Here is a 20,641-nt window from a genome sequence, read left to right as displayed (position 1 = left end):
AAGATGAATACACCCATGATTGAGGCTCAACAGGTCTGTAAGTCTTTCTCCGGCCTCAAAGTCCTCAAAGGTATCGACCTTATAGTTCCGAAGGGCTCAGTAACGTGTTTGATCGGACCGAGCGGTTCCGGTAAGTCCACCTTCTTGCGCTGCGTCAACCACTTGGAGAAAGTCACCGCGGGTCGCCTCTACGTCGACGGAACTTTAATCGGCTACCGCGAGAAGAATGGCGTACTCTACGAAATTTCCGAGAAAGAGGCGGCTCGTCAGCGCTCCGATATCGGTATGGTTTTCCAAAACTTCAACCTATTTCCGCATCGCACCGCGCTGGAGAATATCACTGAAGCTCCGATTTATGTAAAGAAAATGGATTCTGACAAAGCAAATGAGCGCGCCAGGGAACTCCTTGCCCAGGTGGGACTAGCGCACAAAGCGGATGCTTTTCCGGCTCAGCTATCTGGTGGCCAACAGCAGCGGGTCGCTATTGCCCGCGCGGTGGCGATGGATCCCAAGTTGATGCTATTTGATGAGCCTACCTCTGCTCTCGACCCTGAACTGGTTGGGGAGGTTCTCCGCGTAATGCGTGATTTGGCTGAACAGGGAATGACTATGCTTGTTGTCACTCATGAGATGGGTTTCGCTCGGGAGGTATCCGATCAGGTGGTTTTCATGGATGGTGGCGTAGTTGTTGAATCTGGCCGTCCGGAGGAGGTCCTGGATAATCCTCAGCACGCACGTACCCAGGAATTCCTTTCCAGTATCTTGACCTAGTCGAGGGGCTTGTTGTACTTTTCCTTGATGGCTTTCTCAACGTGCGGAGGTAACACTTCTTTGATATCTCCGCCAAACCGAATCACTTCTTTGCACAGAGTCGAGGACACGTGACCGTATTTGGGATCTGTCATAAAAAACACGGTGTCCACCCCGGAGAGATTGCGGTTCATCTGCGCCATCGGCACCTCGTACTCGTAGTCGAGGGAGGATCGTAGGCCCTTGACGATGACTGAAATATCGTGTGCGCTGGTGTAATCGACCAAAAGATCTGCCCACCAATCCACCACGATATTGGGTACATCGCTAAGACTACGCTCGATGAGATCGATACGTTCCCTCACGCTAAACAGTCCATTTTGCTTATTCGGATTCGCAGTCACCAGGACCGTTAATTCGTCAAATTGGGCCGCAGCGCGACGGAAGATATCAATATGTCCCATCGTCACCGGGTCAAAGGACCCAGGGGCAACCGCTCTGCGCATATGCTTATTCATCGCCATTACCCGTCCGCTAATTCGGAATCAAAAACAGCCATATCCATACGCGCTATACCGAAGGTACGCTTCTTTAATTTTTGGGTGGTTGGGGTAAAACCTGCGGGCCATGCAGTTTGAGGAGAGTCACGGTGGCGTTCGACCACCACAGCGGCACCATCTACAAGCAGGGGTTTAAGCGCCGTGAGCATCTCGATGACGGCAACATCCTCGAGCTCATAGGGGGGATCTGCCAGCACCATGTCAAAATAGTGATGAGGCGCCATCGCTAAATAGCTAGACACGGCCCTTTGTTCAATGCTCACACCAGGATGGCCTACCACTGCAGCGTTCTCTTTGATGATCGCACAGGCACTGGCCTGGGACTCGACCAATACCACCTCGCTAGCCCCCCGAGAGGCCGCTTCTAGGCCGAGCGCTCCTGAACCTGCAAAGAGGTCGAGAACGCGCGAATCTTGAAAGCCGAAGCGTACTTGAAGAGAAGAGAATAAGCCTTCACGGGCCCTGTCTGAGGTAGGCCGGGTCCCCTGCTCGGGAACTTTGATCTTGCGGCCGCGAGCTTGTCCAGCAATAATTCGCGTTTTGCCCATCTACTAGCCCTCCTCAGCAATCACGAGCAGCGGGTCTCCGCCTAGGACGTCCTCGAAATCATTGAAGCACAATTCGCTAACAATCCCAGGACCTGGTGCCACGATCGATGTCTCGAGTTTCACGGCCTCGACGATGGCTAATTCCGCGCCGGTTTCAACGCGGTCGCCTACTGCTACTGTGTAGCGGACGATTCCTAGGAATGGGGCGCAGATTTTCATGGGCTTTAGTTTATCATTGCGCTGCATTTTAACTCTTTTCGAGATAGTCCCGATCGTGCTCTGTGTAGCGGGATGTCAGAAGCTGGGCGAGGCGGGGGTTCTCCTCCACAAGATCACGCGCGCGAGCGTTAGCATGCTCGATGAGATGTGCATGGTGTAACAGATCGAGGTAGCGAACTGCGCGTCTCGTCCCCGACTGGGCGCTGCCCAGAACATCGCCTTCACGACGCATGCTCAGGTCTAGGTCGGCTACCTCAAAACCATCGGTCGTTTCACTGAGTTGTTTAATGCGCATAAAACTAGCACTCTCCTGCTCAGCTTCGGTGACGAAAAAACAGTGTGAGGCATTGCCACCACGCCCAACCCGCCCTCGCAGTTGATGCAACTGAGAGGCGCCGAAGTGGTCTGCCTCCAACACGATCATAACGGTAGCATTAGCAACATCGATACCTACCTCAATGACCGTTGTGGACACCAGAGCATCTATATCGCCTTGCGCGAAGCGCTTCATAATGTCATCTTTATCGCGTGGTGCGAGAGAGCCGTAGAGACATTCCACTGTGAAATCGCTCAGTTGATGAGAGCTGAGTTGGGCGTGGGTTTCTAGCACCCCACCCTCCTTGTGCACTCGGGGGCACACCACATAAACCTGATGCCCCGATGCTATTTGTTCGCGAACCACCTCCCACATCCTCTTGGTCCAGGCCTCTAGCCACGTTGGTACGCAAAAGCTCTTGATTGGTTTTCTCCCCTGGGGTAGTTCTCTTAGTACCGAACTACTGAGATCGCCGAAGTGCGTCATCGCCACGGTCCGTGGGATGGGTGTCGCTGTCATAACAAGCAGATGGGGCGTTAGGCCGTTTTTTCCCTTGCTACGCAGGGCGTCACGCTGTTCCACACCGAACCGGTGCTGCTCGTCAACGACGCAAAACCCAAGGTCAAAGAATTCGACGGATTCTTGAATGAGGGCGTGGGTTCCCACAACGATATCTGCTTGCCCCGAGACGCAGTCAAGCAACGCTTGCCGACGCTGTGCGATTGGCATACCCGAGCTCAATACGGTGACCGCAATATCATCCAGCCCCGCAAGATCTAGAAGATCCTTAAGGCTGCGTGCGTGTTGGTGAGCTAAAACTTCCGTTGGCGCCAAAAGCGCACACTGCTTGCCGTTGTCGATTGCCTGCAGCATGGCAACCAGGCTCACCACGGTTTTACCTGAGCCCACTTCACCTTGGAGCAGACGTTGCATCGGGTGCTCGAGGGTGAGATCAGCGGCTATGTCGGCTATGACTGATCGTTGTCCGTCAGTAAGAGCATACGGAAGGCTAACGATGAGTTGCGCAGCGGAGGCATTGGGAATGTGCTCGAGGCGAGGAGCTAGCCGAGCGCGAGATTCTTGGCGTCGGGTGGCCATGACGGTAGCCAGGGCTAGAGCCTCATCGAAGGCAAAACGATCACGATAATAGCTAGGTTTCGTTTGTGGATCCTGGTGCAATCCCCTAATAGCTGCGTCGAGGCTGGGGAATCCGGGAGGGATATAGGCAGCTAGGGGATCTGATATGTGGGGAGTGCGCCTGAGGACTTCAGCAATTGCGGCAGCAATGCGCCACGTGGGAAGATTTTTCGTTGCTGGATAGATCGGAATGGTCTCAAGATGCGCTATATAGCGACTACAGTCACCCTCGTCATCATAAACCGTATCGGAGTCTGGATCGCTGGTTAATGCGGCTTTATCCAAGATGACATAGTCGGGGTGCTGCAACTGGGCTTCGCCGCGAAAATATTTCAGTTTCCCTGTAAAAAGTGCTACCACGCCTTCGTGCAGGACTTTTTGTAACCATCGCACCCTAAAAAACACGGCCGTGATCTGTCGTTGCCCATCGTAAATAGTGGCAGTAAGGACAAAGGTGCGCCCTGTATCATTAACGGAAACCGACTGGATCACCCCGATACAGGTCACGATATCGCCCTCGGTAAGACTATCCATACTCATCGGCGAATGGCGAGTTGCAAAGCTGCGTGGCAAGTGTCCGAGGAGTTCGTTGGCAGTGGAATAACCCAAATGCTTTTTGATGGCGCGAGCCTCTTTCGCGGGTAAGAGCGAATTCAAGGGGCGGGTGTCAGTCCAACTAATGGGCATCGCAACTGTCCTATTCAGCGCCAATTTCGGCGAGTGACCCGAAGTCGCTCCCAATATAAAGAGTCAATTCCAGGGGCAAGGTGGCCTTCGGGCGTTTCGGTAAGGCGGCGAGAATACTCTCGTGATCTATATGCGCGGCCATGGAGGCATCGATCAGCACCGTCAATTGTTCAGTGTTATCGCGGATGAGTATGCGGCAGCAGGATGTGATCGCGTCAAGGAATGTATCGGAGATGCTCCGGATATCGCGGGAAGCTACGCCTAAATAGTCACCTTTTGCGCACGCACCCACAGATGTCAGACGCGCCTTATCGGCCTGTCTGACCCGCATATACTCCATGGCGTTGATCGCTTCTGCCATGGCGTATCCATCGACCGCGAGTGGCTGAGCGGGATCATGGACGGCAACTGCCGCAAGCCCTCGCACCACGGCGCCGGTAGGCACAATCAGCAGGGTTTGCTCGAAAGCGTAGCCTGCGCGCTCAACGGCGCTCAACTGGGCTTTTTCCAAGAATCCGTTGGGCAGTAGAATAATCTCATCAGCCTGCGTAGCTCGTGCAGCTGACACTACGGTGTAGACGATATCGGCACTTGAGTCGACCGCGACGACCTGTACCCCCGAACGCTCGTATAGCTTCGCTAATTCACCTGGCGGAGTAATCGCGAGAATGACGCGCGAGCTTAGCGCAGGGGTAGAGATATCCGGCAGGGCCTCCAGACGCAGCTGCGAGACCTCGCCCAGCGCAAAAGCGAGCTCGATGACCTTACCTGCATGATGCGAATGTATGTGCACACGGTGAGCATCCCCTGCGTTATCGAGACTGGCAATGACCACGCTATCACCAAGCGGTTCCAGGTTGTCACGGATAACCTGAGGGTGACAGCCCCGAAGCATAAACATAACTTCCAAATAACTACTAGTCATGTCTTCGTGCGGGCTGGAAGCTGGTAGGTTGTGCGAAGGCATGCGCTGCGGGTTAAGAATTTCCGCCAGCCCCTCGGGCTGTCCAAAATTCCCTCGAGGCACCGGTTTTCTCGCGGGCGCTTCCTCCACGCGCTGTGCGCCAGCAAGTTGAGCGAGGGTGTCCACTCCCACCTGATATTCGGAAATCTCAGTCTCTTTGTGTCGCGGCTTACGAGAGCTGGCAACTATCCAACATAGCGACTCGAGGATCACGATTAGTCCCTGCCCCCCTGCATCAACGACACCTGCGTCGCGAAGCGCTTGCAGTTGCGATGGCGTCCGTTCAAGAGCGCGGCGCGCAGCTTGTGTGGCTGCTGTGACAATAGCCATAAGATCGTGGTCATCGGTTTGATTTGCAGCTACCGACGCAGCGCGCAACACCGTAATCACTGTGCCCTCTACCGGTTGAGCGATTGCTCCCATCGCAAAGGTATATCCAGCTTCAAGTGCCTTTTTTATGTGGGGGCCCGACACGCCTTCGTCTCGAGCGTATTGGGCGATTCCACGGAGAACTTGACTGAGGACCAAGCCCGAGTTGCCCCGTGCTCCAAGTGTTGCGCCTCGAGCTAGGGCTGCGCTAACAAGTGCGATATCGTGTTGGTCCTCGCCGTCGAGGCGGTCCACCTCGGTGAGTGCGGCTAGCATGGTGTGAGCCATATTAGAGCCGGTGTCTGCATCGGGGACGGGGAAGACATTGAGTGCGTTGATCTCCTCGCGACGGATTTCCAATTCACTCGCGGCGCGCCGCACCCAGCCCGTGAGGGCCATGGCATCAAGGCTCAATAATTGTGACATAGAGTTTTCATTCTACAACTGCCACTCAACGGAGGGCAGTTTGTGGTCGCGCAAATATTCATTTGCCCGAGAAAACGGCCGAGAGCCAAAAAATCCCCGGCGCGCCGATAGCGGTGAGGGATGTGGTGAAGAGATAACCATACTATCCGGATGCCCAGCAAAGTGGGGGCTAAGTTTCTGGGCTTCGCGGCCCCAGAGGATGGCCACAAGTGGCTGCTGGCGGTTGATGAGAGTATCCACGATATGCGCAGTGATGTGTTCCCAGCCTTTATTGCGATGGGATCCGGCTCCGTTGGCCTCGGCCCGCACTGTCAACACCGTGTTCAGCAGCATAACGCCCTGCTGCTGCCAGGCACTGAGGTCTCCGGTTGTTGGTTGGGGGATGGAGAGATCGTCGCTGAGTTCGCGAAAGATATTGCTGAGACTTCGAGCTGGTGGCCAGATCCCTGGGGCTATGCTGAAAGCCAGCCCTTGTGCGTGCCCTGGAGTGGGATAGGGGTCTTGTCCAATAATGAGGACATTGGTGCTAGCGAGTGGAGTTTGTAGTGCCCGCCAGCGTAGATGCGCTGGCGGCGCGATGGGAATTCCTGCTTCCTCTTCGCGCTGCAGGAACTCCCCCATGGCATTGATGAGCGGAGCTATTTCGCGTAGCGGCTCACGCCAGCTGGGGTGGATGTTTATTTCTTCAAAATAGGTCACGTTTCCCCCTTGTGTTAAAAGCTTCCCCAACCTTCCTGGTAGCGCGGAGGTGCTGAATCAACCGTGACGAGGCCCTGGGGGTGATGGCTCAGCACGGTACCAATGGCGCGGAAGCCAGTAGGAGCGGGACCGAAGGTGGTGCCAATGAGGGTGTGGTCTTCGCCGCCGCTGAGGACAAATTTCCACGGGTCTTCCTCGAGAATCTCGCAGGCGCGCATAATATCTTCAGTGGGGCCAATAGCCTGGGAGTCCAGATTGATTGCAACCTTCGATTTCGCCGCGATGGCGTGGATATCGCGCACGAGTCCGTCGGAGTTATCTGTCATGGCGCTCACCCCCGCCGAGCGAGCAACGTAGCCGCGTCCTGGGGGCATGATGGTGGAGCAATGGGCACGGAGCAGGGATTCGAATTCTGGCAGAGCTGCTTCGCGTCCGAGACGAGCAAGCAGGGCATGACCGGTGGCGGATTCACCGATTCCTCCAGAAGCGACCACGATTTGTCCAGGGCGGGCGTTGCGGAGATGGAGCGGTTCGAGTGGTCCTCCGAGTTGACCGATAGCGGTTACTGAGATCACGATATACTCACCGTCGGTCATATCTCCGCCGATGAGTTCAGCGCCGTAATCACTGATACGTTCGTTGATGCCGCGGGCTAATTCGGAAACGAATTGCAGTCGGGTAAACCCGGGTGCTGACAGCGACAGAAGAGCTGCTACGGGGCGAGCACCCATGGCCTCGACGTCGGCAAAATTCTGGGTTATAGCCTTGCGTCCGATTTCAGCTGGATTGGACCATTCTTTGGTGAAGTGCCGTTCCTCAACCAACATATCGGTGGTGACCACCATCCTCGAGTTGGGGGCGCCGTAATCAAGTACTGCGGCGTCGTCTCCATTACGGGTGCTGGGAGCAGTGCGCAGAATGGTGTCGATGACGGCTTTCTCGCCGACTTCCGAGAGGGTGGGGTTTTTAGGGTCTTTTCCGTCTTCCATCGTTCTCTCTTGGTTGAAAAGGCTAGTGGTCTGTTATCGGGTGCTCTATAGAGGTTAACCCCGAAGGTACTGTTGTTCATCTACCTAAAATAATCTTTTAATATTATTGATGATAACAATGACAAGCGCCACCATCTGATGCAGAAGTGTGGCCTATATCCCGCTATGTCGAGAAGTACCTTGAGGTTTTCCGGTACGAGCCGACTATGATTTTTCACTATGCAATCATCCCCCATGCCAGTGCGACCCCTACCCATTGTCATCGCCTTGATCTTGGCTATGTCGTTTATGGTAGCTGTTCTAGTGGGAGCCAAGATGGTCTATAACCACAGTGCTCATCAGCCGGTGGCCATGTCCACCTTGGACACTCCAGAATCTAGCTCGATCGAGTGTGAAGAATTTCTTGCAGCGCTACCAACCTCGGTATTAGGACATCCTCGCGCTGATATAGTGGCCCCGATCCCACCTGGGGCAGCAGCCTGGAGCTCGTCTTCCCTCGAGCGGATCACAGCCCGGTGTGGGGTGAATTTACCACGTCAATACACGTCACTGAGCAATATAGTTGAGGTCGGCGGTACTCGATGGCTTGAAGTATCAGATGCCACGCCAGCGTCAACCCTTAAAACGTGGTACAGCGTCAATCGTGCAAAAATAATCGCTATCACTGCCGACGATCTATCCCTCGGTGATCACCCTCATCCCCTGGAGGATATTGCAGCCGCTGTTGCGATAATTCCCCACCAAGAATTTCCACCCAATCCTATCCCCCTGAGTGGACTCTCTAGTGCTGTAGGGCCGCAACAAAAAGCGGCATGCCAGGAGGTGCTCGCCGCTTTGCCGAATGATTTAGATAGCGGTTATAGGCGCAGTACCACCGATCTGGGGACAGAAATGGTGGCGTGGTCCGCACCCGGTGAAGAGGCAATCGTGGTGCGATGTGGGGTGGAATATCCCCAGAATTATACGGCGGGCGCTGTCTTGCAGCAGGTTAACGATATCGTGTGGTTTGAAGACGTCATTGTGGGCAACGGTACCACTGCGAGCACCTGGTATGCGATCAATAAGAGCCAGGTAGTTGCCGCCCATATCCCTCAAGCGCGCGGGAATGCGGCGCTAGTTGCGATATCGCAAGCTATATCGCATCACCTCTAGGAGAAGCCACCTCTTGGTCTAGTTTTTGGAGGTGGATTCGTGGGGTTTTAGAGGGCGTGAGGGGTTCAGCGTCTATTACAGTTCAGAGCGTGGTCAATGAGAATTTCGAGGAGTTCTGGATAGTCGACACCCGATGCCGCAAGCACTTGGGGATACATGGAAATAGGGGTGAAACCTGGCATGGTGTTGATTTCATTAATAACTGGACCATGATCGGTTAGGAAGAAGTCGACTCGAGCAAGTCCAGTGCAGTCAAGCGCTTTAAATGCCTCGATTGCCAGGCGTTGGATCTCCGCGGTGTGGTTGTGTGGGATCGCGGCGGGAATGACTGCGCTGACAACACTGTCGAGATATTTGGTGTCAAAATCATAAAATCCGCCCTCGCTGGCATCGGTGTCCACAAGCTGAGCAGGCACAGAGGCGCGCAGGGTGCCCTCCGCGTTTTCGAGGACTCCGCATTCGATTTCACTGCCGATGATCTCCGATTCAATGACGACCTTCGCATCGTATTGGCGAGCCTCGATGAGGGCTTGATCGAGTTCTTCCCATGACTCAATCCGAGAGATACCGATCGATGAACCTCCGCGTGCGGGTTTAACGAAAGCAGGCAGGCCAAGACTGTCCCTGTCTGTGGCGCTCAAGATCTCTCCCGGGCCGAGAACCTTCTCACGGCCTACCGGCAGCCCTGCCGCGCCGAGGATGCGCTTGGTGTATTCCTTATCCATGCTGCACGCCGAAGCCAAGACCCCGCAGCCGACATAGGGAATTCCCGATAAGTCAAAGAAACCCTGAATTGTGCCGTCCTCTCCGTAGGGACCGTGCAGAACTGGAAAAATGACATCTACACGCGCATACAGGCGGCCATCTAGGTAGCGAATCTCGCCTTTGTTAGCGGGAGTATGAGCAAGCCTGATCTCCTCCTTGAGCTTCACTTTAGGAAGCGTTCTACCTTGAATGAGCAAGTTACGAGGATCACTCTCCCCCACGGTCCATGTGCCGTCTTGAGTAATCCCCAGGGGAATAATCTCGAAGCGACTGGGATCGAGATGCTGCATAATCGCTCCAGCGGAAACACAGGAGATGGAATGCTCGGAGCTACGCCCACCGTAAATCACGGCGATCTTAATTCGGGAATCGGTTGCAATCACAGCTGATTACTATACCCCGAATTCTCGTGCTCACTTTTCTTTGAGCGACCCATGAGTTGCCCCACCATCTCTTCCACTGTCATCCCCTTGTGGCACACGGCGTATACCGCTTGACTAATCGGCATCTCAACCCCCATTGATTGAGCTAATTCATAGACCGAGGCTGAGGACGTGACCCCTTCAGCTACTTGACCGTGCGTGGCTGCACGAGCTTGCTCCAAACTGGCGCCGCGCCCTAAGCGATCACCGAAGGTGCGATTGCGCGACAAGGGCGAGGAACAGGTGGCCACTAGGTCCCCCATGCCGGCAAGCCCAGCGAAGGTGAGCGGATTAGCTCCGAGGGCGATGCCCAGCCTGGAGATTTCCGCCAGGCCCCGAGTAATCAAGGTAGCGAGTGTATTTTCTCCTAGGTCCCGCCCCGCCGCCATACCGCAAGCTAGAGCAATGACATTCTTACATGCCCCTGAAATTTCGCATCCAACGACGTCAGTATTGGTATAGGGGCGAAAATAAGGCGCAGCTAGAGCCTCTTGGATCACTTGGGCGTGGTGCTCATCTGGGCACGCAATAACGGTAGCAGCGGGCTGTTCAAGGGCTATTTCTCGAGCTAGATTAGGGCCGGTGAGAACCGCTATGCGGCGCGAATCAATACCGCTAACCTGAGCTATGACTTCAGACATGCGCATAAATGTCTGCTTTTCCACGCCCTTGGCCAGAGAAACCACCAGCGCATGCGAAGGTATAAACTCGGCCCACGTCAATACATGGCCTCTCAGCGTTTGACTAGGAATCGCGAAGACTACGATATCAGCCTCGGATATCGCTGCACGAGCATCTGAAGTAGCCACAATAGTGCGCAGGTAGATATCGCTGAGATAGTCAGGGTTGTGGTGATGAGTATTGATATACTCTGCCACCTCTTCTCGACGTGCCCACAGCACCACCTCATTTCCAGCGTCGGCTGCGATTTTGGCCATGGTTGTACCCCAACTTCCGGCACCCATTACGGCTATCTTGAGCATGTCGTCCTTTCCACAGCTGCTACCACTTCGGTGCGCCATGCGCCCCAACATTGTCAGTCTAGTAGATAAAAGCCTGAGTCAATGCCTGTCTTTGTTGTAGAAGTAGCTAAGCTGAATTGGGCGTTTGGCTTAAAGGCGAGCCTTCGTGAAAAAATCCCGATCTACCGATTGTCTACGAACTATGTCAAAACTTCCGTCGCAACAGCGACATAACCCTGCCCATAACCCGAATCCGCACCGCCTGGAGCGACGGTTCCAAAAGATTCCAGCTACTCCTGCTGCTGAATTCGATTCCCCTGTTCTCGCTGCTGGCGCCGTTTTATGGCGCCACGATCGCAAGGGCCGTGTGGAATTTGCGTGTATTCACCGCCCTCACCTTAACGACTGGTCTCTCGCTAAAGGAAAAGTGGATCCCGGCGAGTCCCTCGCGATGACCGCAGTGCGTGAAATCGCGGAAGAAACAGGCTACGAGATCAAGCTCGGAGAACTTTTGGGGCGAATTAGTTATCCTCTAAAAAAACGCACGAAGGTTGTCTACTATTGGCTAGCCGAGGTAATCGGTGGCACATTCGTCGCCAATAACGAGGTCGATGAACTGCGCTGGGTCTCCGACTCTGCGGCTCGCAAACTGCTTAGTTATTCCGCAGATCATCAGGTGCTCGATGCCGCCTTGACCTACCTATCACAACCAACGGATTCGCGCCTCATTCTGATCAGGCACGCCGACACCGTCTCATCCTCTTCGTGGTACGGCGGAAGCATCTCGCGACCCCTCAGCCCCGCAGGCTTCAAACAAGCTACCATGCTAGCCCCCCTGATTGCGGCTTATCACCCTGACCGTCTGATCAGTGTTGAAAATAAACGGTGTCAAGCGACGCTCGAGCCTGCAAGCAAGGCTTTAAGCCTGCCACTGACCGCCGGATCCCCACATGAGCTACCCGAACGCGACAAGACTATTGCATCCTGTCTCGATAAAAAGGCGCTCATCGGCACCATGAAGAAACTAGAGTATTCCCCACACTTCCACCCCCCACGAGCGCGTGTAAAAAAGGCTGGAATGTGGGTGTTCTCCTTCCACAAGGGTCTGGTAACTAGTGCAGATTATTTCGTATCTCCGCTAGCTATCACCTAACAGAAAGAGGCTCTCCCCATCCCGGGGAGAGCCTTCTGGACTACTTTTCAACGAAATTAGGTACAGGAACCTACAGGTTAGCGAGGATAGCTTCGAGATCCGATGATCCTAAGAGGTTGCCCCGCTCAGGGTCGACACTGACAAGGTGCTGAGCGTTGTCCAGCAAGATCACCAGATCACCAACGCTATAGTCACCTTCCGCGATACCTCGAATTTGTTCCACTGGGAGCTCGCCCTCTGCGATGAGCTGGAGCACTAAGCCTATAACGCCTTCGATGGCTTCAGCGCTCAGGCCTAGCTCAGCTACCTGGTGTCGGACCTCAGCCGGAGCGGACTCACCAGTCAAAAGATTGATGATCGAGTTAGCCAACTGCGATGCATCAGCTCCAAGATCAGGAAGAGATTCGAGAGCTGGGATCTCACCGAGATCACCAAATACGCCACCGGATGCTTGGTAGTTACCGCTAATGAATGCTTCAAACTGCCCTTGATGACCATTATAGAGGTTCAAATCAACATCTGTTCCGATTCCGCTGACACGACCCTTGCCCGTTCGTTGCCAAAAGTCGAGGACGTCCCAGCCGCCTACAGGATCCGGGGCTTTACTTTGGTAGGCGGCCAGCCACAGCGGATACTCCGAGAATTCGGAGGTATTAGCCATTTCATGCATCCAGAAATAGCGGTAGGTGTAAATCATGGGCTGACGCCCGGATTGTGCCTTGAACTCGTTGAGGAAGTCGCGAGTCCAGGCGGCAAGCTCTTGTGGGTTTTTACCCTCTGCGACCTCGAGGTCGAGGACCGGGGGCAACGGATGCGCTGCGATTCGGGTGATCTGATCAGCGTAGTGGCGAGCCTGGGCTATAGGATCACCGCTGGGGCGAGCGTAGTGGTACGAGCCCACAGATAGGCCGGCTGCGTGAGCGGCATTGGCATCATCAACAAAGAAATCATTCGTCCAACCTGCACCTTCACTCGCTTTGACGAAAGCAAAGGAGTGACCATCAGATTTTACGTGATCCCACGCGATGGGCGCGCCCCCTGGGTGTTGGTGGCTTGCAACATCGACCCCGGATAGGGAGCTGACGCTATCGAAGGGTTGGGCTAGGGCAGGTTGTGCGCTTAGAGCCAGCACAGCTGTGGTGGCCAGTGCGGTTACTGCGCGAAAAATCCGCTGCAAAGAAGTCATGCGACACACAATAACACAAGTAGTCATTAGTCACACCAAACACACCTGTCACATTCTACATTTCTCAAATTTTCTTAGAGTCCCCTCCCGACCTAGCTCGTCAATCAAGCCCACAGGCTAGATATCCATCGATTCGGAGGCCTCGTGCGCGCCTAAGCGCAGCCAGTTTGAAACCCGGTGTCTTCCACTCCGCAGATTGCAGCAGAGTACCAGTAGACTCCCACCACGCCAGCCCCTTTTCACTCAAATCCATGAGCGGGTCTTCGGTCACCTCATATTGCGCACGCTAACCACCAAGAATACCCCCTTATTGTCCCCATTCTTTGACGGTTTCAGTATGGCTCGCTATCGAGTGACTACCTTTGGAGACTGCCTCCCTTCGATGCTCGAACCACAGTCTCCGCGCATAAAGTGCTCGGCTTATTTTTGGCCTGCATATAATAGCCCGGCCAAGAATCACACCGCTCGAACTCCCGACACCGAGCGTGCCCCTATATATACAGTATCCGCCGAGACACGTTCGGACAGATTCACCGTGTTGAATGGTCGTTGATCACCCATGGTGAGGGCTAGGAATACATTTCAGGAGATGGATTTCTCCCTGCACACATCCCAATAAATATAAACCACGCTATTCCCGGAGGGTCTTCTTCCACTTCGTGAGGGGATCAAATATGTCTCATATATTAACCTGTGAAATCGGCAACATCCCCACCCAAGCAATGGGGGACATTTGGCAAAACTTTTATCCTGATGCTGCGAATCTTTGTGTCTTCGAACCAAGAATCAAGATGGGAGACTTGATTTTATCAATTATGAACAAGGACCACGGCTCACCCCCTCACCAAACCGACCTTTCGATTACGGTCCCACGAGAGTGTGCCTGCTGTTTTGAAGTAATTCTGTGCACCAATATGCGGCCTATATATTTTCAATTAGAGTCTTGATACCTCTTTAGATTCCCAACATCCCCACCAATGCAAAGAAGCAAATATGGCGGAGCAATGGCCGCGAACCTAGCTGTGATTAGGTAGGGAGAGAGCGCCTTCCCGACACTGCTCTCGCTGCGATAATCCCTTCGTGAATACCCTGGGGCTCTCCAGTGATATTCAGCTGGTGAAGCAGTTTACTCAGCCCGCACCTAGGTCAATCTGAGCCCACGGGCTACTTTTATATTTAGGAATATATCGTCTCCATACACCCATTGCCCGCGGGCCAGCCATATGATAAGTAGTCGAGGCTGGCTTAACAGCAGCAATAGCCCAGGTGCGTTAGTCACCCCCTGTCGCTCCAGTGACTTCCTAAGATAGGCGCCCGTGCGAGCTCAATATCTCCCACATTTTTATCGTCAGGGAGTTTATAATCCCATTTTTTGGGATGATAGTATCACCCTATGGGAAATTTCACCGTCGCTGCGGCCACGACAAGCGGCATCAAAGTCCTCGACCGAGCGGTACTCATCATGCTCACCGTGGCCGAGCATCCCTGTACCCTCCATCAGCTCTGCGAAGCGACTGGACTCCCCCGCGCGACCACTCATCGCCTCGCCACGGCTCTAGAAGTGCACCACCTTCTTAGCCGCACCGTCGACGGCCGCTGGACCATAGGTGACATCCTTTCCACTTTCGGCACTAATAATGCCACAAATCTCACCGATATTGCCGCCCCTCTCATGCACAAGCTCATGGAGAAAACCGGCGAATCGATCCAGCTCTATCAGCTAGCAGGGGCGTCGAGAGTGTGCATTGCCTCCGAGGAACCCCATGTTGGCCTCCATAATTCAGTTCCTGTGGGGGCTAGGCTCCCGCTGAACGCTGGTTCCGCCGCTAAAATTTTCTTAGCCCACTCTGCACCCGCCCTTCGCGACAGCATTATGGAACAGCCCTCAACCTTCACCTTGGAGGATATCAATGCTGCGCGAGAGCGTGGTTGGGCGCAATCGATATCCGAGCGCGAAGTTGGACTCGCTTCCATTACTGCTCCTATATTCAACCGCGAAGGAATATTTGTCGCAGCCCTGTCAATCTCCGGACCTACAGATAGATTTCAACCTTCACCCGCCATATGGGCTCAAGACCTTAAGATCGTCGCCACACAGATAGGGCTAGCCCTCTAGAGAGTTTCTAAAAGCCCGACCAGTACTTGATACTCCTCAACCAGAGGATGACCAGCACACCGAGACGAGGCTAGTTCCAGTACTTTCCGGTGCCACCAGATTTGCCCCTCTTTGCCAGTTCGAAAACGCTTCCATATCTCGTCGCCGACCAGCGCATAATCATCTAAAGTACATTGCACATTGTGCAATTTATCTGCAACCGCAATCACAATGACTTCTTCACCAGCTAGTGAAATTTGAGAAAGATAGCTTTCACCGCACTCATACCAATCATCAATCGCTCGAGACTTGGTGAGAGCATGAACCCAGGTAGCAACGGTTGCTCCCAGCTGCTCTCTAATTTCCTCAAGACTTATGCGGTCAGGCGCATCCTCGATCGCATCGTGGAGTACGGCCGCACAAAGAATATCGGTGTGTGATCCCGCAAGACTAGCCATAACAGCTACGGGGTGCGATATATACGGTAACGAAGACCCTTTTCGCACTTGCCCATCGTGGGCGTAGCAGGCCAAACTAATGGCGCGGTTAAGCTTCTCACGCTCTGTATGATGAAGTTTCATTCGACTCCAATTTCAGGCTTTCATCGTGGTGTTAGTTAGGACATGCTAAGCTCACATACTATGAGCTCTGATAACTCCCCCTCACGTCGCCCAACTGCCACCGCCGCAGGTCACTGGATTCTTGCTCGCGCTGGTAAGAAAGTTCTGCGCCCAGGGGGTCGTGAACTCACAACTCGAATCTTGAAACAAGTAGATTTCGACGGACGCGACGTCGTGGAGTTTGCACCTGGATTGGGGCACACTGCTCGGCTTATTTTAGCCTATGCCGTAGCCTCTTATACCGGGGTCGAGCAAGATTCCTTCGCAGCCGCCCAACTTCGCCAGCACATAGGCAGTGACACCCAAAAAGTTCTCAATGCCTCCGCAGATACCTCCGGCTTGGCCGATCTGAGTGCCGATATTGTCATCGGTGAAGCCATGTTGACCATGCAAGGGAACAATGCGAAACAAGAAATCATCCATGAGGCCCACCGCCTCCTGCGCCCTGGCGGGCACTACCTCATCCACGAGTTATCGCTCACCCCAGACGATATCGGCCCTGATCGCGCCCAAAGTCTGCAGCGTGATCTTTCTCAAGCTATTAGAGTCAATGCACGACCTCTGACGCAGCCAGAGTGGACCAAAATCCTCGAAGCGCAGGGCTTTAAAGTGATATGGTGCGGGCACGCACCCATGGCCCTTTTATCTCCCTCTCGCTTACTTGCCGACGAAGGGCTACTCGGTACCTTAAAAATTGTGGGGAATATAGTTAAGGATAGAGATCTTAGAGCCCGCATCCTGCACATGCGCAGCACCTTCAAAGATTATGAAGACAATCTCGCAGCCATCGGGATCGTGGCTCAAAAGAGGGAAGAATAGCAAAAGCGAGGTAGCTAGACTACCTCGCTTTAAAAGTACCCCGTACGGGATTTGAACCCGTGTTACCGGCGTGAGAGGCCGGCGTCCTAGGCCCCTAGACGAACGGGGCAAGAATGACCTTGCTGGTACGAGGGATTACACTATACCAAAGCACCCCAGCCAGCAAATTCCCATGTCATAGACATAATCAAAGTGAGTACTACAATCCGATATATGAAAAAGGCTTCGCTTAGTACCTATACGTGCACACTCATCCTTGGAGTGAGCGGTGCAATGCTCATGAGCTGTGCCCCTGAGCACTCACAACCTCCTGTTCGTGCTTCCCAAGCAAAGATAAGTGCCCCCATCGAGGTATCTAATCTTGTGGATCAAGCTAGTCAGGATCAATTATCTACCGCACTGTTAGCAGCAGGGATTGAAAAAGAGCGCGTCCAGGATTTTATGTCAGAAGTTCAACGCGTCAATGTGGACGTTCCGCACAATTCCTTAGTTGACCACGGATTTGTTCCGTTGACTGACGCCTACCACCTTCCGGCAATCTCTAGTACGAATACAACCCTCACCAACTGCCGCATTAATACTTTCCTTTTAAGCAAAGATCTCATTAATGCCCGTAGCTCATCTGAGGTTGATTCCAGCCTTCTCTTTTTTGATAAGGAATCGATTGATGCTTTCCAGCCACCCTTATTCACGTCTGATGAAATGGCAGTCTATAACACTCTCTTTGGGCGAATTCCCACTACGTCGGCAAAAGACTCTCACCAGCACGTCGCGGATATTGGTAGCTACTTTGACCAGCACCAGATCAGTTTCACCAACCCCCACGTTCATATAGTCAGCGTTTTTCTACACGATGTTCTCACCGAACCTGCGGCGCTTTTCATCGGCCATGTGGGAGTAGCTGTAGCCGTTGATAATGGCTACCTCTTTGTTGAGAAAGTAGCCTTCGAAAGTCCCTATCAGCTATTGAAAGTCAGGAGCTTGAAAGACCTCTATGCACACCTATTCCGGGTTTATAACACCAGTGATGGGCAAGATTATGGAGCCCCAGTAATACTCGATAACGCCGAGGTAAAGCTATCCCTTTAGCTTTCGGATCCTAGATAGCTTTGTCTTGCCGCTCACCATAGGCCCCTCCTTCACCCGCGGTTGGGGTATGGACTCGATATGAGAGCCAATAACGTGAACTGCGAAAAGACAATGCGGCTTAGAGCCTGCTTAGAGCCTTTAGACGAGGATGCTGCCTCATATTTCAATCGTGCCTACGGGGCTCCGGAACACCTCGGAAGGCAAATTTTCGTTTATGCCTAAAATTAGAATCGAGGAGTTGTACCTTAAAGCTCTCACGACATAGTCGAGCTAAACCTCGCTGATAAGGTACGCGTCCAACTGCATCAAGATAATAACTAAAACAACACAGGTGAAGTGATCGGTAACCAACTGGCTCCGCTTCCCTACCGACCTATCTTAAGGCGAAAATCAGCCGACGACGCGATGACTATCAGAGTTCTGTGGAAAACTCCTGGTACACCGTTATTCTCAAGTATTCGCGAAGCCAAGGTTGCTGAAAAGGTCCTCAGTTAGTGAGCTGTATTAAACTTCGCGGAGCTGCCCGATCATTTTCTCGACTATTCGTATAAAGCGGTGCTCCCACTAGCTCGAGGCGGCATCCTGGCTCTCGAGCTTTCCTCACCTAGTATTCCTAAATTTTAGGCTTGGTGGCTAACAGATTCGACATAAAATAAATTAACCTTGCTGCGCTGTTCTGAAGTGGCTCACTGAACGTTTGTTCCGGCGGTCTATCTGGGTCTAATTGAAATCTGTTTCGTATTTAGCCTTTACGCTGTACCTATCCCAACTACACCCATGGTTCAAACTCTTAAACATTTTCCACTACTTCAGCTTTACCTGTCGGCACTACTGGGATGAGTATAGGAAGAAATGGTGCGAGAAGCCGTGCATCAAGAGCTTTTAAAAAAAACTTCTCTCCCTTGCACGGCTGGCACCACCTCAAAGTTCAAGGAACCTTTAGCGCCTATTCGCAGTCTAACGGTCTACATACGGTAACTCTCGAAAGATTCATCGACCAAAGGACGCAAAATATGAGATTGTTCCCTATCGGAATACTAAGCATCTGTTGTGTCCACCTAGCTGCGTGCACAGGCCAAACCCAGCAGATCGACGTCGGCTCTTCAACCTCGCCTGTCTCGACCGGGCTATCCACGGCTACTTTATTCCCCACTATCACCACTGCTCCCACTACAAAACCCGACTTGCAGCCAGTCGATGTGGACCCCGACGACCCCAAATTCGAAGGCTACCGAGAGTTATATGACTCATCAGATCGTGAGCTTATTGTCCATGATTTCTGCGATCACTTTAACTCCGAAGAACTCGCTGGCATCGGGCTGCGCGCCCACGACAGCTCAGAAACCGAAAGAAACGTAGATCTTAAAAGTTCGGTCTGTTACTTCGATCCCATCCCTGAAGACCGAAGCGTCGAATACCAAGTGTTAACGGGCCGCGTACCATACGAAATACGCCGCCTAGCCGGCAGAGTTCTGCACTTCGATTTCGAGGGGCGTCACCCCCGCATCTACTTCTACTCCGACTTTCCCAACGGTGAGTCTAGCGTCTTCTTCCAGTGTATCGCTGCAACGAGCACCACTAACGGCACCATAAACCTCACCACCGAAGCATTCAATGACGAATTTATACCTGACGCGCGCTTCAACGATGCCGCTAGCACCTGCCAACACTCACACGACAAACTCATCGAGCTGATCAACCTCAGCGGAGTCCCATGGCCATAGCCTCTCCACCACGCCCAGTCATACCCAATCGCACTCACGATCACAGAAACGCCGACCCTGATGAACAAACTACCCATCCTCCTCAGCACCACAGCACTCCTTAGTGCTAGCGCGTGCACACCAGATTCTTCTGGGCCAAACGAACCAAAGGAAACTGAAACGGCAACGGTGTCTCGCACTGCAGCTAACACTGCACCCCAAGCACCCCAAGCACCCCAAACCCCCGAGACTACTGCCCCCACCGTGCAGCCGGTCGATGTGGACCCCGACGACCCCAAATTCGAAGGCTACCAAGAAGCATACGACTCATCAGATCGTGAGCTTGTTGTCCATGATTTCTGCGACCGCTTCACCACCGAAGAACTCGCTGGCATCGGACTACGCGCCCACAACAGCTTAAAAACATACAGAAACATCGATCTCAAGAAATCGTACTGTTCCTTCGATCCCATCCCTGAAGACCGAAGCGTCGAATACCAAGTGTTAACGGGCCGCGTACCATACGAAGCGCAGCGTAGCTTGGGAACTCTTTTAGACTTCGATTTCGAGGGGCGTCACCCCCGCATCTACTTCTACTCCAGCTTAACCAATGCTAAAGCAGGCTTCTTCCTCGGTTGCACTGCCGCAACGAGTACGACTAACGGCACTATAAATTTTTCCACCGAAGCGTTTAGCGACGAACTTATCCCTGATGCGCGCTTCAACGATGCCGCTAGCACCTGCCAACACTCACACGACAAACTCATCGAGCTGATCAACCTCAGCGGAATACAGTGGCCATAGCCTCTCCACCACAGCAAGCTCAATCCAATCGCACTCACGATCACAGAAACGCCGAGCACTGATGAACAAACTACCCATCCTCCTCAGCACCACAGCACTCCTTAGTGCTAGCGCGTGCACACCAGATTCTTCTGGGCCAAACGAACCAAAGGAAACTGAAACGGCAACGGTGTCTCGCACTGCAGCTAACACCGCACCCCAAGCACC

The 20,641-nt window shown here is 53.4% G+C and carries 20 protein-coding genes and 1 tRNA gene; 8 read left to right on the top strand and 13 right to left on the bottom strand.

All coding sequences use genetic code 11. From position 1 onward, the window contains the following. Window positions 1-3 precede the first annotated feature (3 nt). On the top strand, window positions 4-771 hold the full coding sequence (locus N7326_RS09170; protein ID WP_310470506.1) for an amino acid ABC transporter ATP-binding protein: 768 nt from the start codon (window positions 4-6) through the stop codon (window positions 769-771). Here the strand turns inward: N7326_RS09170 and coaD are convergent. The 7 genes from coaD to N7326_RS09135 are packed head-to-tail and all read right to left on the bottom strand — an operon-like array spanning window position 768 to window position 7,664. Next, window positions 768-1,256, bottom strand: coding sequence for a pantetheine-phosphate adenylyltransferase (coaD, locus tag N7326_RS09165; protein WP_259080326.1), 489 nt, complete (start codon window positions 1,254-1,256; stop codon window positions 768-770). The genes N7326_RS09170 and coaD overlap by 4 nt on opposite strands. A 17-nt stretch (window positions 1,257-1,273) precedes the next feature. Beyond that, a complete protein-coding gene (rsmD, locus tag N7326_RS09160; protein ID WP_259080292.1) occupies window positions 1,274-1,858 on the bottom strand; it encodes a 16S rRNA (guanine(966)-N(2))-methyltransferase RsmD in 585 nt (194 codons plus the stop codon). Between the two features lie 3 nt (window positions 1,859-1,861). Then, complete coding sequence (locus tag N7326_RS09155; RefSeq protein WP_259080291.1) at window positions 1,862-2,077, bottom strand: acetyl-CoA carboxylase biotin carboxyl carrier protein subunit; 216 nt, start codon at window positions 2,075-2,077, stop codon at window positions 1,862-1,864. 28 nt (window positions 2,078-2,105) lie between these two features. Beyond that, on the bottom strand, window positions 2,106-4,217 hold the full coding sequence (locus N7326_RS09150) for an ATP-dependent DNA helicase RecG (RefSeq protein WP_263088563.1): 2,112 nt from the start codon (window positions 4,215-4,217) through the stop codon (window positions 2,106-2,108). Between the two features lie 10 nt (window positions 4,218-4,227). Next, the gene (locus tag N7326_RS09145) at window positions 4,228-5,976 is read right to left on the bottom strand and encodes a DAK2 domain-containing protein (RefSeq protein ID WP_263088562.1); all 1,749 of its coding nucleotides are present in this window, start codon (window positions 5,974-5,976) and stop codon (window positions 4,228-4,230) included. 12 nt (window positions 5,977-5,988) lie between these two features. Next, entirely contained in the window at window positions 5,989-6,675 is a 687-nt protein-coding gene (locus N7326_RS09140) for a uracil-DNA glycosylase (protein ID WP_263088561.1), read from the bottom strand. A gap of 14 nt (window positions 6,676-6,689) precedes the next feature. Beyond that, on the bottom strand, window positions 6,690-7,664 hold the full coding sequence (locus N7326_RS09135; protein WP_259080279.1) for a thiamine-phosphate kinase: 975 nt from the start codon (window positions 7,662-7,664) through the stop codon (window positions 6,690-6,692). A gap of 234 nt (window positions 7,665-7,898) precedes the next feature. Between N7326_RS09135 and N7326_RS09130 the strand changes: the two genes are divergently transcribed. Then, complete coding sequence (locus N7326_RS09130) at window positions 7,899-8,816, top strand: DUF3515 domain-containing protein (protein ID WP_263088560.1); 918 nt, start codon at window positions 7,899-7,901, stop codon at window positions 8,814-8,816. 65 nt (window positions 8,817-8,881) lie between these two features. Here the strand turns inward: N7326_RS09130 and N7326_RS09125 are convergent, their stop codons facing one another. Both N7326_RS09125 and N7326_RS09120 read right to left on the bottom strand, forming a co-directional pair. Then, a complete protein-coding gene (locus N7326_RS09125) occupies window positions 8,882-9,964 on the bottom strand; it encodes a D-alanine--D-alanine ligase family protein (RefSeq protein ID WP_259080277.1) in 1,083 nt (360 codons plus the stop codon). After that, on the bottom strand, window positions 9,961-10,986 hold the full coding sequence (locus tag N7326_RS09120; RefSeq protein WP_263088559.1) for an NAD(P)H-dependent glycerol-3-phosphate dehydrogenase: 1,026 nt from the start codon (window positions 10,984-10,986) through the stop codon (window positions 9,961-9,963). The genes N7326_RS09125 and N7326_RS09120 overlap by 4 nt, the downstream gene beginning before the upstream one ends. Window positions 10,987-11,167: 181 nt before the next feature. On the opposite strand from N7326_RS09120, the gene N7326_RS09115 reads away from it, so the two are divergent. Continuing rightward, complete coding sequence (locus tag N7326_RS09115) at window positions 11,168-12,118, top strand: NUDIX hydrolase (protein WP_259080273.1); 951 nt, start codon at window positions 11,168-11,170, stop codon at window positions 12,116-12,118. A 70-nt stretch (window positions 12,119-12,188) separates the two neighbouring features. Here the strand turns inward: N7326_RS09115 and N7326_RS09110 are convergent, their stop codons facing one another. Continuing rightward, complete coding sequence (locus tag N7326_RS09110) at window positions 12,189-13,304, bottom strand: glycoside hydrolase family 25 protein (RefSeq protein ID WP_259080272.1); 1,116 nt, start codon at window positions 13,302-13,304, stop codon at window positions 12,189-12,191. A gap of 1,393 nt (window positions 13,305-14,697) precedes the next feature. Here N7326_RS09110 and N7326_RS09105 point away from each other — a divergent pair. Then, on the top strand, window positions 14,698-15,420 hold the full coding sequence (locus N7326_RS09105; RefSeq protein WP_259080271.1) for an IclR family transcriptional regulator: 723 nt from the start codon (window positions 14,698-14,700) through the stop codon (window positions 15,418-15,420). Here the strand turns inward: N7326_RS09105 and N7326_RS09100 are convergent. Further along, window positions 15,417-15,980 carry an HD domain-containing protein gene (locus N7326_RS09100; RefSeq protein WP_259080270.1) on the bottom strand — a complete coding sequence of 188 codons (564 nt, stop codon included), beginning with the start codon at window positions 15,978-15,980 and terminating at the stop codon, window positions 15,417-15,419. The genes N7326_RS09105 and N7326_RS09100 overlap by 4 nt on opposite strands. Before the next feature lie 60 nt (window positions 15,981-16,040). Between N7326_RS09100 and N7326_RS09095 the strand changes: the two genes are divergently transcribed. Beyond that, window positions 16,041-16,838 carry a class I SAM-dependent methyltransferase gene (locus N7326_RS09095; RefSeq protein WP_263088555.1) on the top strand — a complete coding sequence of 266 codons (798 nt, stop codon included), beginning with the start codon at window positions 16,041-16,043 and terminating at the stop codon, window positions 16,836-16,838. 36 nt (window positions 16,839-16,874) lie between these two features. Here the strand turns inward: N7326_RS09095 and N7326_RS09090 are convergent. Further along, window positions 16,875-16,947: transfer RNA gene (locus N7326_RS09090), tRNA-Glu, on the bottom strand. 104 nt (window positions 16,948-17,051) lie between these two features. Between N7326_RS09090 and N7326_RS09085 the strand changes: the two genes are divergently transcribed. From N7326_RS09085 to N7326_RS09075, 3 genes are all read left to right on the top strand, one after another. Continuing rightward, the gene (locus tag N7326_RS09085) at window positions 17,052-17,927 is read left to right on the top strand and encodes a DUF4300 family protein (RefSeq protein WP_263088551.1); all 876 of its coding nucleotides are present in this window, start codon (window positions 17,052-17,054) and stop codon (window positions 17,925-17,927) included. A gap of 1,013 nt (window positions 17,928-18,940) precedes the next feature. Continuing rightward, complete coding sequence (locus N7326_RS09080) at window positions 18,941-19,651, top strand: hypothetical protein (protein WP_259080265.1); 711 nt, start codon at window positions 18,941-18,943, stop codon at window positions 19,649-19,651. A 60-nt stretch (window positions 19,652-19,711) separates the two neighbouring features. Then, complete coding sequence (locus N7326_RS09075) at window positions 19,712-20,434, top strand: hypothetical protein (protein ID WP_263088548.1); 723 nt, start codon at window positions 19,712-19,714, stop codon at window positions 20,432-20,434. Here the strand turns inward: N7326_RS09075 and N7326_RS09070 are convergent. Further along, window positions 20,381-20,641, bottom strand: a 261-nt coding sequence (locus N7326_RS09070) for a hypothetical protein (RefSeq protein WP_263088545.1), incomplete at its 5' end; no start/stop codon positions are given. The two genes, N7326_RS09075 and N7326_RS09070, sit on opposite strands and share 54 nt — an antisense overlap.

The sequence above is a fragment of the Corynebacterium sp. ES2794-CONJ1 genome, from assembly GCF_025660615.1.
Classification (GTDB): Bacteria; Actinomycetota; Actinomycetes; order Mycobacteriales; family Mycobacteriaceae; genus Corynebacterium.
Note: the sequence above shows the minus strand (reverse complement) of the source record. Positions and strands in the feature narration are given on the sequence as shown.

Bases quoted from the DNA above. Each gene is read 5' to 3' on its own strand.
- N7326_RS09170 (WP_310470506.1), top strand. From the start codon at position 4: ATGAATACACCCATGATTGAGGCTCAACAGGTCTGTAAGTCTTTCTCC.
- coaD (WP_259080326.1), bottom strand. From the start codon at position 1,256: ATGCGCAGAGCGGTTGCCCCTGGGTCCTTTGACCCGGTGACGATGGGA.
- rsmD (WP_259080292.1), bottom strand. From the start codon at position 1,858: ATGGGCAAAACGCGAATTATTGCTGGACAAGCTCGCGGCCGCAAGATC.
- N7326_RS09155 (WP_259080291.1), bottom strand. From the start codon at position 2,077: ATGAAAATCTGCGCCCCATTCCTAGGAATCGTCCGCTACACAGTAGCA.
- N7326_RS09150 (WP_263088563.1), bottom strand. From the start codon at position 4,217: ATGCCCATTAGTTGGACTGACACCCGCCCCTTGAATTCGCTCTTACCC.
- N7326_RS09145 (WP_263088562.1), bottom strand. From the start codon at position 5,976: ATGTCACAATTATTGAGCCTTGATGCCATGGCCCTCACGGGCTGGGTG.
- N7326_RS09135 (WP_259080279.1), bottom strand. From the start codon at position 7,664: ATGGAAGACGGAAAAGACCCTAAAAACCCCACCCTCTCGGAAGTCGGC.
- N7326_RS09130 (WP_263088560.1), top strand. From the start codon at position 7,899: ATGCCAGTGCGACCCCTACCCATTGTCATCGCCTTGATCTTGGCTATG.
- N7326_RS09120 (WP_263088559.1), bottom strand. From the start codon at position 10,986: ATGCTCAAGATAGCCGTAATGGGTGCCGGAAGTTGGGGTACAACCATG.
- N7326_RS09115 (WP_259080273.1), top strand. From the start codon at position 11,168: ATGTCAAAACTTCCGTCGCAACAGCGACATAACCCTGCCCATAACCCG.
- N7326_RS09110 (WP_259080272.1), bottom strand. From the start codon at position 13,304: ATGACTTCTTTGCAGCGGATTTTTCGCGCAGTAACCGCACTGGCCACC.
- N7326_RS09105 (WP_259080271.1), top strand. From the start codon at position 14,698: ATGGGAAATTTCACCGTCGCTGCGGCCACGACAAGCGGCATCAAAGTC.
- N7326_RS09100 (WP_259080270.1), bottom strand. From the start codon at position 15,980: ATGAAACTTCATCATACAGAGCGTGAGAAGCTTAACCGCGCCATTAGT.
- N7326_RS09095 (WP_263088555.1), top strand. From the start codon at position 16,041: ATGAGCTCTGATAACTCCCCCTCACGTCGCCCAACTGCCACCGCCGCA.
- N7326_RS09085 (WP_263088551.1), top strand. From the start codon at position 17,052: ATGAAAAAGGCTTCGCTTAGTACCTATACGTGCACACTCATCCTTGGA.
- N7326_RS09080 (WP_259080265.1), top strand. From the start codon at position 18,941: ATGAGATTGTTCCCTATCGGAATACTAAGCATCTGTTGTGTCCACCTA.
- N7326_RS09075 (WP_263088548.1), top strand. From the start codon at position 19,712: ATGAACAAACTACCCATCCTCCTCAGCACCACAGCACTCCTTAGTGCT.